This window comes from Streptomyces malaysiensis subsp. samsunensis, from assembly GCF_024519315.1.
GTDB classification, from domain to species: domain Bacteria; phylum Actinomycetota; class Actinomycetes; order Streptomycetales; family Streptomycetaceae; genus Streptomyces; species Streptomyces malaysiensis.
This window is the reverse complement of sequence record NZ_JANIIC010000094.1, coordinates 1-14,489: the sequence shown is the minus strand read 5'-3', so window position 1 is coordinate 14,489 and position 14,489 is coordinate 1. Positions and strand designations below refer to the sequence as shown.

Below are 14,489 nucleotides of genomic sequence, written 5' to 3'. Positions count from 1 at the left end.
CGCTCAGGTCGTCGTGCCGATGTCCCCAGGCGACCGCGTGGAACGCCGAGGTGATCACCACGCCTCACACCGGCGTCGCTGGCGGGCCCGCAGCACGCGCAGCGCACCTTCGCGGGCGGGGACGATGACCTCCTCCTCGTCCTCGACGTGGCCTGGCACGACCGGTGATGGACGCGCGGACGGCGGTCTCACGGTCCAGCGACCGGATGGTGGTCCGCACCTGATGCCCCTGGGTGAGCGCATCGAGGACGACATGCCCGCCGATGAAGCCCGAGCCTCCGGTCACCAGAACGTGTTGCCCAGCACTGCCCGATTGATCCAGAACTTGGACATGCCGGCGTTCGTCGAGAGCCGCTGCCTCGACGTACTGGCCGCCAACCCGCTGGCCACCGCGTTCTCCCCCCGTCTGGCACCAGGCCGCAACCGGCTCAAAGACGTATTCCTCGACCAGGCCGAGGCGGCGATGTTCCCCGGGAGGATGCCGCCGAGCAACGCAACCACCAGGCAGTCGGACTCCCCGGCGACATCGAGTTCTGGCCCGCGGACAGCGGATGCGCATCAGATCTGGTTCTCGCCCCCGTCGACGTACACGTTGGCGCCCATCATGTAGCTGCTGTCCGCGGAGGCGAGGAAAGCCACCGCAGCGGCGACCTCCTCCGGGCGCCCGATCCGGCCGATCGCGACCTCGGCGCCGAGTTTCGTCTTGAAAGCCGCTGAGTTCTCCTCGCCGACGAGTTCGGTGATGCCGGAGGTGTCGATCGGCCCGGGCGAGGCCGTGTCCGTGATGTCACCCGGCACCGCGGTGACCGTGGAGCCGATGGACTCGACCGCCTCCTTCAGCTCGGCCTCACGCCGGCCGGTGATGAACACGTGCGCCCCCTCGGCCGCCAGCCGTGCGGCCGTGGCCCGGCCGATCCCCCGCGTTCCGCCGCCCGTGACGACAGCCGTCTTGCCTTCGAGTGTTCCCATGACGTGGCCTCTCCCTATTTCTGTTCCGATCGGAACAGAAAGAGGCCGTAGCACTTCCGGTCCACTCGGTACAGAAGAGGTATGATGCGGGGCGTGGAAGCTATGCGCAGGGCACCGATCGGCCGACCGCGAGGGTTCGACACCGATGAAGCCCTACAGCGGGCCATGGTCGTCTTCTGGGAACACGGCTACGACGGCGTCAGCCTCACCGACCTGACCCGCGCCATGGGAATCACCAAGACCAGCATGTACGCGGCCTTCGGCAACAAGGAGGACCTCTTCCGAAAGGCCTTGGAACGTTACGCCGAGGGTCCTGCCTCCTACAGCGCCCGCGCACTGCACGAGCCCACCGCCCGGGCGGTGGCCACCGCCTACCTCGCCGGCTCCATCCACGCCTCCACCCAGGCCGACCGTCCGGCCGGATGCCTCGGCGTCCAGGGCTTCCTGGCCGCAGGCCACCTCGGACAAAGCGCCGGCAACGCGCTCGCCGCGTGGCGCAACGACAACCGAGCACACCTTCGCGACCGCTTCCAACGAGCCATCGACGAAGACGACCTGCCCGCGGGCACCGACCCGGACACCCTCGCCCACTACCTCATGACCATGGCGAACGGCATCGCAGTCCAGGCGGCCACGGGCGCCACCCGCGAGGAACTCCGACGGGTCGCAGACGCCGCCCTCCACAACTGGCCACCTCGGGGCCTTTGACAGGCTTGCCGACGTCGTAGCGGGGCGCCCCGCGCTTGTTCTTCGCACCGGGTGAACGTCACGCTTGAGCGGTGGGCCCGGCGAGGCGATCGCCGGACAGCAGCGTGCCTGCTTGCTTGACGTGCCGTAGGACAGGTGAGACTTCCATACTCTGCAAGCCAGGCAGGGCCCCGATGCGATCCGATGTGAATTCGAAGAGTTCGTCGAGGTCTCGGCAGTGGGCGACGGCATGGACGTTGTAGGGGCCGGAGATGGCCGCCGCGAAAGCGATCTCGGGTTCCCGTGCCAGCGAGCGTCCGACATTCTTCACCTCTGACGGATGCACTCGCAGCCACAGGTTGGCCCGCGCGTGATAGCCCAAAGCTGCTGGGGCGATCTCGACGTCGATGTGGACGACGCGTTCCTGAAGCAGAACGCGGAGTCGGCGGGATACGCGGCCCGGTGTGGAGCCCGCCGCTGTGGCGAGGTCGACGAGACTGGCCCGACCGTCTGCGGCGAGCGCGTCGAGAATCTTCTCGTCTTCGGCGGTGAGGCGAACGGGGCCGTCGGTGACGACCGGAGACTCCGTGAACGGGGGGCCGTCACCCCCGAGCATGGCTTCCTGCTCCGGGGATAGCGCGCCGTGGAGCGCGGCCCAGTAGTGGCCGCGGCCTCCCATGAATTGGCGGAGCATGGCGAAGGCACTGATGTCGAGCACCGCAGCGGTGCGCGGAAGCCGTTGGCCGAGCAGTTCTTCCCGCTGCGCTTGATCCCGTGACTGGGTCGCGCATGTGACTTCGGAGCCCGCTGCGCCCAGAGCTACCCAGTTGACATCGTCTCGCTTGGCGAGTGCGCCCGCGATCGCCGCGACGCTCCCGGGCCGGCAGCGTAGTCGTACCAGCCATCTGCTTTGTCCCAACGCTCCCGGGTTGACCACACCGACGACGCGGATGACGCCGTCGGCATGCAGGCGCCGATATCGGCGGTTGATGGTGCCTTCGGTGAGGCCGAGCGCGGCTGCTATCGAGGCGAAGGGGGCTCTCGGGGCGACCTGTAGTGCACGAATGATCGTCGGGGCCTCGCGCGGCCTCGGCCACGCGATGGCCGCTGAATTCCTCGACCGAGGCTGGAACGTCATCGGCACGGTCCGCGACGCCTCTGTGCGAACGCCCCTGCACGATCTCGCCGACCGGGCCGAGGGCCGCGTCATCATCGAGCATCTCGACATCAACGAGCCCGACCACCTCGCGCCCCTGCACGAGCGTCTTGCGGAACGCCGGCTCGACCTGCTCTTCGTCAACGCCGGCACCACGAACAGTGAGCAGATACCCATCGGCAAGGTGGCAACAGACGATTTCGTCGAGGTGATGATCACTAACGCTCTCAGCCCGATGCGCGTCATCGAGGCGCTCGAAGACCTGGTGTCCGCCCCCGACCTTCGAGTTGTGCTCGGCCACTGGGGGGAGATGCTGCTCTTCTGGCTCGACAGAGTTGAGAGCCTTTCCCGTATTGCCGGACTGGAGCGATCCGTATCGGACTACGTCCGGTCGAACTTCCATATCACTACCTCCGGCATGCTCAATCCGGCACTCCTGCGGCACGCCCTGTCCGTCACCTCGGTCGACCGGTTGATCTTCTCGACCGACTACCCGTTCCAACGGCCAACCAGAGAAGAAATCGATTCCTTCCTGAATCACTTCTCGACAGACGCGGAACGCGAGCAGTTCTCGTCGGCCAACGCGGCATCCTTGTACGGTATTGACTTCTCGGCAAAGCCGTAAATTCCGGAGCGGTTACGTCGCCGATGCGGGCGGTTCGGTCAGTGAGGCGATGCACGTGGTGAGCAGGCGCCGCATCTGATCTTGTTCGTTGGCATCCAGATTGGCCAGCATGTCTTGCTCGACGCGGCGAACCGCGGCGCTGGCCACCTCGAGCTGGCGGCGCCCGCGGGCGGTCAGCTCGGTGGGCAGGGCCCTGCCCACGGGTGCCCGTGCTGGGCGGATGACGAGTCCCTGGCGTTCGAGGGCCTTCAGGAGCACATTCATCGACTGCCGGGTGACGAAGGTGCCGCGGGCAAGCTCGGAGTTCGACAGACCCGGTCGCTGGGCCAGCAGCTCCAGGCAGGAGTAGTGGGTGATCGTCATGCCGAGCGGACTCAGCACGGCCTCCAGGGCGGAGTGCAGAGCACTCGCGGCCGCCTTCAGTGTGTAGCCGACCGATGTGTCCAGCTCGATTCCGGGCTCGCCTTGACTCATGTCAGTAGTCTGACATACATTGTGGCATGTCAGAAGGCTGACATGCCTATGAGGAGGTAAGAATCGTGGCCGTTACCGGACCCGACTTCATTTCACTACAGGTGCGCGACCTGGAGCGCTCTGCCGCTTTCTACGAGCGGTACCTGGGGCTGAAGCGCTCTGACGCAGGACCGCCGCACGCTGTCGTGTTCGACACCAAGCCGATCGCGTTCGCCGTCCGCGACGTCGTCCCGGGCGTCGACCTGGACGCGATCGCGCAGCCGGGCCAGGGGATGGCGCTGTGGCTGCACGCCCCCGACGCGCAGGACATCCACGACGCCCTCGCCGCCGCCGGCACGACGATCGTCTCAGCGCCCATCGACGGGCCGTTCGGCCGCACTTTCACGTTCGCGGACCCCGACGGTTACCAGGTGACCCTCCACGACCGCGGCTGAGCCGGGCGGCCTGGCCTCCGGCTCGGCAGGCTACGACCTCGGCTCGGGGCTCGCCCGCGGCGGGGAGGGGACACCGCTGGAGGGTGTTCAGTTCTTCGTTCACACATCAGGCTTGGACGCCCTCCTCCCACGTCTGCGGACCGACCTCAGCTCACGCGATCTTCACGCGATCAACCGCCTACTTCGGCCTTGAGCGCAGGTGGTTCGCGATCGCCGCGTCGTCGTTCGCGCCGTACATGTCGTCGATCAGCGCTGCGAACGATCTCACGACGGCATTGCGCTTGATCTTGCCGTTCGCGGTCCGCTCGCCGCGCTCGATTTCCAGGGACCGTGGCAGAACGCGAAAGTCCTTCAACTGCTCTACGCGCGCGAGGTCCGCGTTGACCCGTGCGACCTCCGCTCGCAGGCGTTCGGCCAGCGCCTCTGCCGACCGGGCGTCCGCGGTTGTGCTCGGCTCGAGCAGGACGGTGAGGTACTTGCGGGCGTCGCCGACGACGATCGCTTCGTTGATCAGCGAGCTCTCCTTCAACCGGGTTTCGATGGGCTGAGGATTGATCGTTTTGCCGCCGCGGGTGATGATCACGTCCTTCTTCCGGCCGATGAGCCGGATGTCGCCGTGGGGTGTGCGCTCCATCAGGTCACCGGTGCGGAACCAACCATCCTCGAAAACAGCCTCGGTCTCCGCCGGGTTGCGCCAGTATCCGTCGAAGAGCAGCGGCGCGCGGAGCAGCATTTCGCCATCGTCCGCGACTTTCACCTGGAATCGTGGGTCCGGGAATTCCCTGCCGATGAAGCCCGGACGAGGGAACGGCTGGTCGAAATGAGCGATGGGACACCCGGCGGTCTCGGTGAGACCGTAGTTCTCGCGAAGATCGAGCCCCCAGATCTGCCAAATCGCGATGACGCTTTCGGGCATCGCGGCAGACGCGGTGTAGGCGACCCGGATGCGATCCATTCCGACGGTTGCCCGCAGTGGCAGGAACACTCCGCGCAGTGCGGCGGCGTACGCGATCCGCAGCAGTACCGAGGGCCGGCGATGGGACCAGCGGCGTTCGGCTACCCTGCGGCCGGCCCACATGGCGGCGTCATAGGCGTAGCGACGAAGTCGCGGCCAGGTCTCCGTCTGTGCGATCAGTTCGCCGGCGATCTTCTCGTAGAACCGCGGCGGCCAGAGCACTGCCGTCGGCCGCACCGAGCGCAACACATCTTCGTAGTCACCCATGCGGCAGTACGTGACCACCAGCCGTGCGAGCAGCGGCGCGAACACCGACACCACGGCCGGTGCCACGTGGGCCAACGGCAGGAAGCCCACGACATCGTGCTCATGGCTGAGGATCCGCGGGTAGAGGCCGACGAAGGTCTGAACCGAGTGCTGAAGCGTGCGGTGCGAGTGTGTGACGCCCTTCGGAACTCCCGTGGATCCCGACGTGTAAAACAGCACGGCGGCATCGTCGAGGGATCCGCCGGTGACCAACTCGGACAGCGGATCGGCGCTGTCGTCGGCGTACTGTGTTCCTCCTTCGCACAGCGCTTCCCACGTTGTCCTTTTGATCACCTCGGGCAGCTCCGGCGGAGTGGCGTCGATTCCGACCACGAGCCGCAGCCTCGGTGTGTGTGCCGCGACCTCCGCCACCTTGATGAGCTCCGTCGTCGTCTCGCCGATGAAGCCGACGGCCTCGCTGTGTACGAGGAGCTGCTCGATCTCGGCGGGTGAGTTGGTCGGATAGACGCCGATCACGACACCGCCGACGCTCTGCACGGCCAGCGCGGCGAACACCCACTCCGGGCGTGCGCCGCTCATCACCGCGACGCGATCGCCGTGCTGCACACCTTGTGCGACAAGGCCGAGCGCGAGATCTTGCACGCGATCCCGGTACGTCCGCCACGTGATCGCCTGCATAGCCCCATCACGCCAGTGACGCAGCGCGACGGCGTCGGGTTCCCTGTCCGCGCGGTCGAGCAGCAGCCCCGGTAGCGTCCGGGTTGGCTCGAAATTGGTCAGATCCATGACACGGCCTCTCTTCCAGAGCCGACAAGTCCGGGCCCGATGAGATTCATGCGGCACTCTCCCCGAGGTGCAGGAAGTCACCTCGGTACCACGTCACCGGCTCGCCGCTGCCCGTCCGCGCGTCGTGTACACGGCCGATGAGAATCACGTGATCTCCGCCGGGTACGGCTTGCTCCAGTTCACAACGGATGACCGCCGCCGCATCGGGCAGCAGCGGATGACCCGTCTCATCGAATTCGAAGGCTCCGTACGCGAACTTGTTCTCGCCCTTTGTCGCGAACTTGATCGCCAACTCGGCATGTGCCGGTGTCACGATGTTGACGATGAACCGCTCGGCCGCCATGAAGACGGGAGCGCAGTCCGCTCCTCGGTCCAGGCACACCAGAACGAGCGGTGGATCGAGTGACAGCGCCGCGAAGGAACTCGCGGTGAACCCGTGCAGCGTGCCTGACGCGCTTCGCGTCGTCACGATCGTCACGCCTGAAGGGAAGCGGGCCAACGCCGAGCGGAAGGCGGCCGAATCCAGCCCTTGAAATTGATCAACCATGGAATCCCTCGCGGGCAGCTCGGGCGGCGGGGTCGTTGAAGACCGTGCGCGCGTCGGCAACCGTGACCCGGAGCTGCTCTTCGACCGGCCAGCTGGACGTCCCTGAGTGAAGGGCCCGTTTCAGCGCCGCGAACACGGCAGGTGGTTTCGCCGCCGCCGCCCGCGCGTCCGCCATCGCGATCGTGAGCAGGTCGTCCTGCTCGACCACCTGGTCGACGATGCCCACCGTCTCCGCGTCGAACGCGTCGAAGGGCTCTCCGCCCAGCAGGAGGCGCCGGGCCGCGCGGTCGCCCAGGACCCCGCGCACTCGAGTGATCCCCTTCACGGCCGGCAGCATCCCGTGGTTGATCTCGGGGAAGACGAAACGCGCCTCGGTCGACGCGTACACCATGTCGGCGAACAGTGCCATTTCGATGCCACCACCGACGCACCAGCCGTTGACCGCACACACCAGCGGCCGGGCGAAGTCCTCCAGAGCGCAGAGCAGCGCGTGAAACGACGCCATCCGCTCGACCATCGAATCGGCGTCGAGGTCGATGGCTTCCTTGATGTCGCCACCCGCGCAGAAGAAGCGCTCACCAGCTCCCGTCAAGACCACCGCGGGGGTGCCAGGGCCGCCGGCAAGGGTTTCCAGCGTCGTTGTCAGCTCGCTGACGAGCGCGTTGCTGAGCGCGTTCGCCGGCGGGTGGTTCAGAGTGAGTACAACCACGCCGTCCGCTTCGTCGGACGCGTGCACAGCGCTGGGCGCTGCGTTGTGCGAGGCAAGGCTCATGCTCGTCTTCCCTCAGTTCGCCGGTCCGCCAACGGTGCGAGCGGAGGGGAAGTCCACGGGGCGCTTCTCCCGGAATGCCTGGCGTGCTTCGGCGTAGTCGGCACCGGCGAAGTCGAGGATCTCGAGTGCCGCGGACAGCTCGTGCTGGGGCACCGCGTTGGTGAGCCAGGCGTTGAGCGCGCGCTTGGTGAAACGGAGCGCCTGCTGGGAACCGCGGGCCAGCTGGGACGCGACCTCGAGGGCGCGGGGCAGCACCTGCTCGCGGGGGACGGACAGGCTCACGAGCCCGATCCGCTCGGCCTCGGCGCCCGTCAGCTTCTCGGAGGTGAGCACGTAGTACTTGGTCTTGGCCATGCCGACAAGCAACGGCCAGATGAGTGCGGCGTGGTCGCCGGCGGTCACACCGACCTTGGTGTGGCCCTCCATCAGCACCGCGTCGTCCGCGGCGATGCTGATGTCGGCGAGAAGCGCGGTCGACAGCCCGTAGCCGACCGCGGGGCCGTTGATCGCGGAGATGACCGGCTTCTCGATGCGCAACATCGTCGCGACCCGCTTGCGCTCGGTCTCCAGCATCGCGAGCGCTTCCTCGGGCGTGGGATCGGGCTGAGCGACGTCCATCCCGGTACAGAAGGCTTTGCCGGCCCCGGTGATGACGACGACCCGGGTCTGTTCGTCGCGCTCGACGTCGGCCCAGATCTGGTTCATCTCCTCGAACATCGGCAGGGTGAGCGCGTTGTACCGGTCGGGTCGATTGATCGTGATCAGGAGGATGCCGTTGTCGTGGCGTTCGGTGAGGACGTCGCCGGTGCCGTGGTTGTAGAGGTCGGTCATCGGCTGGTCTCCTTGTGGTGTGTGGGGTTGTGCTGGGTGTGGTATTGGCGGAGTGCTTCTTGGTGGGCGGGGCGTGCGGTTCGGATGTCGGCGAGTACGTGGTCGGCCGGGCGGACGACGTTGCGGGGGTTTTTGAAGTGGGGGATGACGTATTTGCCGAAGAGTTCGATGGAGCGCATGAGCTGGTCGTGGGGGAGGCTGTCGACGCGTAGGACGAGTGCGTCGACGCCCATGTCGGCGTATCGCTGGACGTGTTGGATGCAGTGGTCGGGGTCGCCGACCATGAAGCCCTGGGAGTGTTCGAACATGTACTCCTCGTTGTTGAAGTCGATGTCTTTGACTGCGCCCATGTAGGCGTAGTCCTTCGACAGTTTGGAGAGGCGTTCGTAGGCGTCGGTGGAGAGTTTGGCCATGTCGAAGAGGGGTTTGGCTTCGGTGCGGGCCTGTGTGGTGGTTTCGGCGCAGTGCATGCCGCCGGCGACGGCGACCATCTTGCGCGGGGTGATCGGGTGGGGGTGTTCGGTGGCGGCGAGGGTCTTGTCGTAGAGCTTGATCATGTTTTCGACGAGGTCGTAGCCGAGGTAGAGGCCGCCCATGATGGCGCCGATGCCCATGGTGGCTGCGGTCTCGACGGAGCTGGGGCTGCCGGCGGCGGCTGAGATGGGCGGGTAGGGGCCCTGTAGGGGTTTGGGGACGAGGCTGCGGGGCGGGATCTTGTAGTGCTCGCCCACGTAGGAGAACACGTCGTCGAGGAAGGCGCGGCGGATGAGTTCGACGCCTTCTCGCCACTGGGCCTTGTTTTCGGAGGGGTCGACTTCGAAGGCGCGCAGGGCGAGTGTGGTGTTGCCGCGGCCGGTGCCCAGTTCGATGCGGCCGTTGGACAGGATGTCCTCGGTGGCGACGCGTTCGGCCACGCGTAGTGCGTGGTTCATCCGGGTCGGCAGCAGCGTCACGAGGTGGATGAAGCGGATCCGGCTCGTGAGGGCCATCAGGTAGGGATAGAGCACCTCCGGAGCCGAGACCGAGGCCGTGCCCAGGGCGACGTGCTGTTCGGAGCTGCCGAAGGCGTCGAAGCCGACGCGTTCGGCGAGCAGTACTTCCTCGATCAGTTCCCGGTAGCGGTGCTCGTGTGTGAGTCCGACCGGGGTGTCTCCCTCGGTCATGAGGATGAAGTCCATACCGTCCCTTCCGCCGAATGTTATTCGGCGATAACGTAGGACGTAGCTCAACCCAGGTCAAGGCCCCGAGAGAGGTGACGGGTGTTAGTTACGATTAACGTGTGCGGGTCTGGACTGCGGGCCTCTAGGAGGAGTGACCACACATGAGCGAGTTGCGGATTGAGCGTTTGACCTCGCCTGACATCGCGAGCGCCATCGCGAGCGGTAGGCGTACGGCGGTCCTGCCGCTGGGCGCCACGGAGCAGCACGGCGCGCACCTGCCGATGTCGGTCGACAGTGACCACGCCGATCGACTGGGTGTCCTTGTCGCCGAGCGGCTTGGCGACGCGCTCGTGCTACCGACGGTGCGGATCGGCTGCTCGTCGCACCACCTCGGCTTCGCCGGAACGCTCTCGCTGCGGGCCGAGACGCTCGAGGCGATCTGCGCCGACTGCTGCGCGAGCCTTGCCGCGCACGGCTTCCGCCGGGTGCTGATCTTCTCGGCGCATATCGGCAACTACCCGGTGCTCAGCGACATCGAGCCGAAGCTCGCCGCGCGGCTTCCCTCCGGCCTGGACGTCATCGCGTTCGCGGACTCGGCAGCAGTCCTCCGCGCGTGGCGCGATGCTGCTCAACGCGTCGCCGGCCTCGCCGACCACGTCGGAGGCCATGCCGACATCGCCGAAAGTTCGATCATGCTAGCCGTGCGGCCGGACGCGGTGAGGAACGATCGCGCCGCCGCAGGTTTCACCGGGTCCATGGATGACGCGTTGCTGGCCCGTGTATTCACTGACGGTGTCAAGGCAGTCGCACCCAGCGGGGTGCTCGGTGATCCGCGCGGCATGTCGTCTGAGCTCGGCTTCGCCTGTCTGACCGCGGTGGCGGAGCTGCTCGCGGAACACGCAAAGGCACGTTATCGGCCGCTCACCTAGACTAGACTTCATGCGTGTCGAGCTCACCTACCCCCCGTACCGCGTCTCCCCGTGCCACCCGTCGGCAGGTGCTGATCAAGGTCGCCGGAGAGTTGTTCAACGAGCGTGCCTTCGATGCGGTCACCACTGAGATGATCGGCGCGCGTGCCGGTGTGACCGGCCCCGCGCTCTACCGGCACTTCCCGAGCAAGCAGGCGTTGCTGATCGCCGTGCTCGAGGATCCGCTGAACGAACTGCTGGTTCATGCCCGCGAGACGGCGGCAGAGGTGACGGATCCACGCAAGGCACTCGAGGAGATGATCGATTACCACGTCAAACGCAGTCTCCAGAACGTTCCGTCCACGCTGGTGTTCCTGAAGAACGAACACAACGTCCCCGAGGACGAACGCCACCGCATGCGACGCATGATGCGCCTCTACGCCGAAGAGTGGAGCGGACTGGTCTCCCGGCTGCGGCCCGACCTGTCAGACGCGCAGACCCGCATCCTCACCCACGCCGTCTTCTCGATGATCAACGCGGTACCCCAGTTCAACAGCGGCCTCGATCCCGACATCGTCGCGACGACCATCCGCACCGCCGCGATCAACGCGCTACTCATCCCCGCGGACGCGGTCTGAAAGAGGAGCCGCCTTCAAGGGCGCGGCTCGTAGCCGCTGACCTGATCCAGGCTGTGATGTCCTTGACCGCCTGGCCCTGGGCAGACCGGCCGGATGCCGAAGGATCCGCCGCGCCGCGGAGGACGACAACGCTGTGCGGAAGCCGCCCGGGGCAGGAGATCGTCGAGCCTGCGGATACCACAACCGCGGCGAATCAGCCCGCATGCCGACCGTGCACCAAGTCGGCAGCCGGCACGCGGGTGGCGTCGTGGCGGCTCTTCCGCAGAGCCGGGTGCAGCTGACCGCTACCGCATCCCGTAGATCACTACGGTGTTGTCCCATGGGTCCCGCGCCACGGCCCGGACCTCGTGCGGGCCCTGCTCGGGTTCCCGGACTACGGATCCGCCGCCCTGTACGAGGGCGGTGAGCGCTGAGGCCACGTCGGGGACCTTGAACGACGCCGCGGGCACCCCATCGGTGACGTCCTCGGCCGGGCCGGTCAGGGCCAACGTGGTGCTGCCGGCGTCGAGGGCGGCATAGCGGTCGCCGTCGACGAACTTCGTGGCCAGGCCGAAGGTTTCGGTGTAGAAACGCACGGCGGCGTCGATATCGGCCACCGGGTGCAGCACGTTCCCGATCTTCACGGGGTCGGTCTCCACGGATTCACTCACCGGACCCAGAGCTGACGAGCCGGGTTCGATGTCCTTCATGTAACGCTCTGCCCGAGGTGGAGGAAATCACCGCGGTACCACATCACCGGCTTGCCGCTGCCTACGCGCACGTCGTGCACGCGACCGATGAGGATTACGTGGTCGCCGCCGGGTACGGCCTGCTCCAGCTCGCAGCGGACGACCGCTGCGGCGTCGGGCAGTATCGGATGACCGCCCTCATCGGACTCGAAGCTCCCGTGTGCGAACTTGTCCTCGCCCTTCGTGGCGAACCTCATGGCCAACTTCGCATGCGCGGGCGTCGCGATGTTCACGACGAACTGCTCAGCCGCTATGAAGGCCGGGAAGCAGTCCGCTCCTTGGTCCAGGCAAACGAGAACAAGTGGTGGATCGAGCGACAGCGCCGCGAAGGAACTCGCGGTGAACCCATGCAGCGTGCCCGCGGCACTTCGGGTCGTCACGATCGTCACGCCGGCAGGGAAGCGGGCCAACGCCGAACGGAAGGCAGCCGCGTCCAGCCCTTGGACCTGATCAGCCATTCCACACCTCGCGGGCGGCTCGGGCGACAGGGGCGTGGTAGACGATGCGCGCGTTGGCGAGGGCGGCGCCGGGCTGCTTCTCGTCGGACCACCTGTCAGTACGTTCACGCGCGAGCCTGGTCGGGGTGTTCCCCTCAGCCATGACGATGACATCCATACCGGCCCTTCCACTCGAATGTTATTGACGAATAACATATGGCTTTGCTTGGGCGCGGTCAAGGCCCTGGATGAGGGGGCGGAGCCGTTAGCGTGCGATAACTGAGGAAGGTGGCCGGAGCGCGCGGTGGCGTTCCGGCCGGCCGCTGTGGGTGGCGTTTCAGGCCGTCGGGCGCTTGGCGTGGGCGGTGAGGCGTTCCCAGTTGCGGTGGCCGATGTCGGCCTTCTGCTCGTCGGTGAAGGGCGAGTTCTCCAGGAAGGAGCGGGCTTCACCGTTGCTGGTGTCGACGTAGGGGAAGCCGCCGGGGCGGAAGCCGTAGGTGAAGGGGTAGTCGGTGGAGTACAGCATCCGGTCGGTGCCCATCACCTCGGCGGTCCAGCGCAGGTAACGGGGGCTGTTGGTGCCACTGCCGGCAACCCAGAAGTTCTGCTTGAAGTAGTCCGCCAGGGGCTGCCGCAGACCGCCTGCCTCACCGAAGTAGCCGGTGTGGTCGAGGTAGAACATCACGACCTCGCCCCAGTGCCCGGCGATCACCCGCAGGTCGGGGAACCGGTCGAAAACCCCCGAGAAGATCATGCGCAGGTACTGGACGCCGAGGTCGTAGTACCAGCCGAGCCCGGCGCCGGCCAGCACCGGGCCCATGGGCTCGGGGAGGTTGGAGTAGTAGGCGTCATCGATGCCAACGTGAAGCGGATAACGGCGATACCAGTGCTGTCCCGATGGCGCTATCGTCGATCCATGCCTGTTGAACCGACCCTCACCCGGCGCGCCGCGGAGCCCGGCACCGCCGCGCGGGAGCGGACGCGCCGCCGGATCATCGAGGCGGCGGCCGGCCTGCTGGAGAGCGGGGGTCGCGACGCGGTCACCACCCGGGCGGTCGCCGACGCCGCCGGACTGAAGCCGACGGCCTCCTCGTCGCCCTGCGCGAATCGATGGTCACCACCATCACCACCCGGGAACCGGCTGTGGAGGAACCGGGGCCGGGCGGCGCCGCCCGTGCCCTGTGCGCGGCATTGCCCGGCCAGAAGGGCCTCAGTCGGGCCGAACAGCAACTTCTGACGGAATGGCTCCAGCGGCTGTCCGTATAACCGCGCCCTGCGACCGGCCTCAAGTCCATGATCGTCGGCTTGGTGGCAATCGCTGTTCCGCAAGGCCGATTCCGCAGCCGCGGTCCAGGCGATGGAAGCCCGCGCTCCTGCCGCTCACCGCGGGCCACGATCAAGGGCGCCGTATGGATCGGCGTGCTCTCGCCGCGCCGCGCCCGTCGGACCTCGTTGTTATCGACAGATAACGCTTTCGCCCTCTCTTGGGGCCTTGACCTGGGTTGAGCTACGTCCTACGTTATCGCCGAATAACATTCGGTGGAAGGGGCGGTATGGACTTCATCCTCATGACCGAGGGAGACACCCCGGTCGGACTCACACACGAGCACCGCTACCGGGAACTGATCGAGGAAGTACTGCTCGCCGAACGCGTCGGCTTCGACGCCTTCGGCAGCTCCGAACAGCACGTCGCCCTGGGCACGGCCTCGGTCTCCGCTCCCGAGGTGCTCTACCCCTACCTGATGGCCCTCACCAGCCGGATCCGCTTCATCCACCTCGTAACGCTGCTGCCGACCCGAATCAACCACGCCCTGCGCGTCGCGGAACGCGTCGCCACCGAGGACATCCTCTCCAACGGCCGCATCGAACTCGGCACCGGCCGCGGCAACACCACACTCGCCCTGCGCGCCTTCGAAGTCGACCCCTCCGAAAACAAGGCCCAGTGGCGCGAAGGCGTCGAACTCATCCGCCGCGCCTTCCTCGACGACGTGTTCTCCTACGTGGGCGAGCACTACAAGATCCCGCCCCGCAGCCTCGTCCCCAAACCCCTCCAAACCCCCTACCCGCCCATCTCGGCCGCCGCCGGCAGCCCCAGCTCCGTCGAAACCGCAGCCA

Annotated in this window: 19 protein-coding genes and 1 pseudogene; 8 read left to right on the top strand and 12 right to left on the bottom strand. The window is 66.8% G+C overall.

The features are described 5' to 3' along the window. The first annotated feature begins 223 nt into the window (after positions 1–223). Positions 224–610 carry an MmyB family transcriptional regulator gene (locus tag NQU54_RS44300; RefSeq protein WP_257635967.1) on the top strand — a complete coding sequence of 129 codons (387 nt, stop codon included), beginning with the start codon at positions 224–226 and terminating at the stop codon, positions 608–610. On the opposite strand, the gene NQU54_RS44295 is transcribed toward NQU54_RS44300, so the two are convergent. Further along, on the bottom strand, positions 559–969 hold the full coding sequence (locus NQU54_RS44295; RefSeq protein WP_257635966.1) for an SDR family oxidoreductase: 411 nt from the start codon (positions 967–969) through the stop codon (positions 559–561). The two genes, NQU54_RS44300 and NQU54_RS44295, sit on opposite strands and share 52 nt — an antisense overlap. Positions 970–1,071: 102 nt before the next feature. On the opposite strand from NQU54_RS44295, the gene NQU54_RS44290 reads away from it, so the two are divergent. Continuing rightward, positions 1,072–1,677 (top strand): TetR/AcrR family transcriptional regulator, encoded by a 606-nt coding sequence (locus NQU54_RS44290; RefSeq protein ID WP_306279718.1) that lies wholly within the window; start codon positions 1,072–1,074, stop codon positions 1,675–1,677. Positions 1,678–1,735: 58 nt separating this feature from the next. On the opposite strand, the gene NQU54_RS44285 is transcribed toward NQU54_RS44290, so the two are convergent. Continuing rightward, positions 1,736–2,374, bottom strand: coding sequence for an Lrp/AsnC family transcriptional regulator (locus NQU54_RS44285; RefSeq protein WP_257635980.1), 639 nt, complete (start codon positions 2,372–2,374; stop codon positions 1,736–1,738). A 346-nt stretch (positions 2,375–2,720) separates the two neighbouring features. On the opposite strand from NQU54_RS44285, the gene NQU54_RS44275 reads away from it, so the two are divergent. Beyond that, entirely contained in the window at positions 2,721–3,437 is a 717-nt protein-coding gene (locus NQU54_RS44275) for an SDR family oxidoreductase (protein WP_372506403.1), read from the top strand. Positions 3,438–3,449: 12 nt separating this feature from the next. On the opposite strand, the gene NQU54_RS44270 is transcribed toward NQU54_RS44275, so the two are convergent. Beyond that, complete coding sequence (locus NQU54_RS44270) at positions 3,450–3,911, bottom strand: MarR family winged helix-turn-helix transcriptional regulator (protein ID WP_257635963.1); 462 nt, start codon at positions 3,909–3,911, stop codon at positions 3,450–3,452. A 65-nt stretch (positions 3,912–3,976) separates the two neighbouring features. Here NQU54_RS44270 and NQU54_RS44265 point away from each other — a divergent pair, with 65 nt between their 5' ends. Then, positions 3,977–4,345: a VOC family protein gene (locus NQU54_RS44265; RefSeq protein ID WP_257635962.1), complete on the top strand. Its 369-nt coding sequence runs from the start codon at positions 3,977–3,979 to the stop codon at positions 4,343–4,345. A gap of 178 nt (positions 4,346–4,523) precedes the next feature. On the opposite strand, the gene NQU54_RS44260 is transcribed toward NQU54_RS44265, so the two are convergent. The 5 genes from NQU54_RS44260 to NQU54_RS44240 are packed head-to-tail and all read right to left on the bottom strand — an operon-like array spanning position 4,524 to position 9,681. Then, positions 4,524–6,353: an AMP-dependent synthetase/ligase gene (locus NQU54_RS44260; RefSeq protein ID WP_257635961.1), complete on the bottom strand. Its 1,830-nt coding sequence runs from the start codon at positions 6,351–6,353 to the stop codon at positions 4,524–4,526. Positions 6,354–6,399: 46 nt separating this feature from the next. Next, on the bottom strand, positions 6,400–6,900 hold the full coding sequence (locus NQU54_RS44255) for a flavin reductase family protein (RefSeq protein ID WP_257635960.1): 501 nt from the start codon (positions 6,898–6,900) through the stop codon (positions 6,400–6,402). Beyond that, positions 6,893–7,672, bottom strand: coding sequence for an enoyl-CoA hydratase/isomerase family protein (locus NQU54_RS44250; RefSeq protein ID WP_257635959.1), 780 nt, complete (start codon positions 7,670–7,672; stop codon positions 6,893–6,895). The genes NQU54_RS44255 and NQU54_RS44250 overlap by 8 nt, the downstream gene beginning before the upstream one ends. Before the next feature lie 12 nt (positions 7,673–7,684). After that, on the bottom strand, positions 7,685–8,503 hold the full coding sequence (locus tag NQU54_RS44245; RefSeq protein WP_257635958.1) for an enoyl-CoA hydratase/isomerase family protein: 819 nt from the start codon (positions 8,501–8,503) through the stop codon (positions 7,685–7,687). Then, a complete protein-coding gene (locus NQU54_RS44240) occupies positions 8,500–9,681 on the bottom strand; it encodes an LLM class flavin-dependent oxidoreductase (RefSeq protein ID WP_257635957.1) in 1,182 nt (393 codons plus the stop codon). Before NQU54_RS44240 ends, NQU54_RS44245 begins: the two co-directional genes overlap by 4 nt. A gap of 143 nt (positions 9,682–9,824) precedes the next feature. Between NQU54_RS44240 and NQU54_RS44235 the strand changes: the two genes are divergently transcribed. Both NQU54_RS44235 and NQU54_RS44230 read left to right on the top strand, forming a co-directional pair. Beyond that, complete coding sequence (locus NQU54_RS44235; protein ID WP_257635956.1) at positions 9,825–10,592, top strand: creatininase family protein; 768 nt, start codon at positions 9,825–9,827, stop codon at positions 10,590–10,592. 68 nt (positions 10,593–10,660) lie between these two features. Then, the gene (locus NQU54_RS44230; RefSeq protein ID WP_197710443.1) at positions 10,661–11,209 is read left to right on the top strand and encodes a TetR/AcrR family transcriptional regulator; all 549 of its coding nucleotides are present in this window, start codon (positions 10,661–10,663) and stop codon (positions 11,207–11,209) included. A gap of 284 nt (positions 11,210–11,493) precedes the next feature. Here the strand turns inward: NQU54_RS44230 and NQU54_RS44225 are convergent, their stop codons facing one another. From NQU54_RS44225 to NQU54_RS44210, 4 genes are all read right to left on the bottom strand, one after another. Further along, the gene (locus NQU54_RS44225) at positions 11,494–11,832 is read right to left on the bottom strand and encodes a VOC family protein (RefSeq protein ID WP_257635955.1); all 339 of its coding nucleotides are present in this window, start codon (positions 11,830–11,832) and stop codon (positions 11,494–11,496) included. Between the two features lie 62 nt (positions 11,833–11,894). Next, entirely contained in the window at positions 11,895–12,395 is a 501-nt protein-coding gene (locus NQU54_RS44220) for a flavin reductase family protein (RefSeq protein WP_257635954.1), read from the bottom strand. After that, entirely contained in the window at positions 12,388–12,537 is a 150-nt protein-coding gene (locus NQU54_RS44215) for a hypothetical protein (protein WP_257635953.1), read from the bottom strand. Before NQU54_RS44215 ends, NQU54_RS44220 begins: the two co-directional genes overlap by 8 nt. A 174-nt stretch (positions 12,538–12,711) precedes the next feature. Continuing rightward, on the bottom strand, positions 12,712–13,194 hold the full coding sequence (locus NQU54_RS44210) for an amidohydrolase family protein (protein ID WP_257635952.1): 483 nt from the start codon (positions 13,192–13,194) through the stop codon (positions 12,712–12,714). Between the two features lie 96 nt (positions 13,195–13,290). Here NQU54_RS44210 and NQU54_RS50410 point away from each other — a divergent pair. Further along, positions 13,291–13,461, top strand: a pseudogene (locus NQU54_RS50410) (TetR family transcriptional regulator); the annotation flags it as partial. A gap of 466 nt (positions 13,462–13,927) precedes the next feature. Then, on the top strand, positions 13,928–14,489 hold a 562-nt coding region (locus NQU54_RS44200; protein ID WP_257635950.1), incomplete at its 3' end, for an LLM class flavin-dependent oxidoreductase.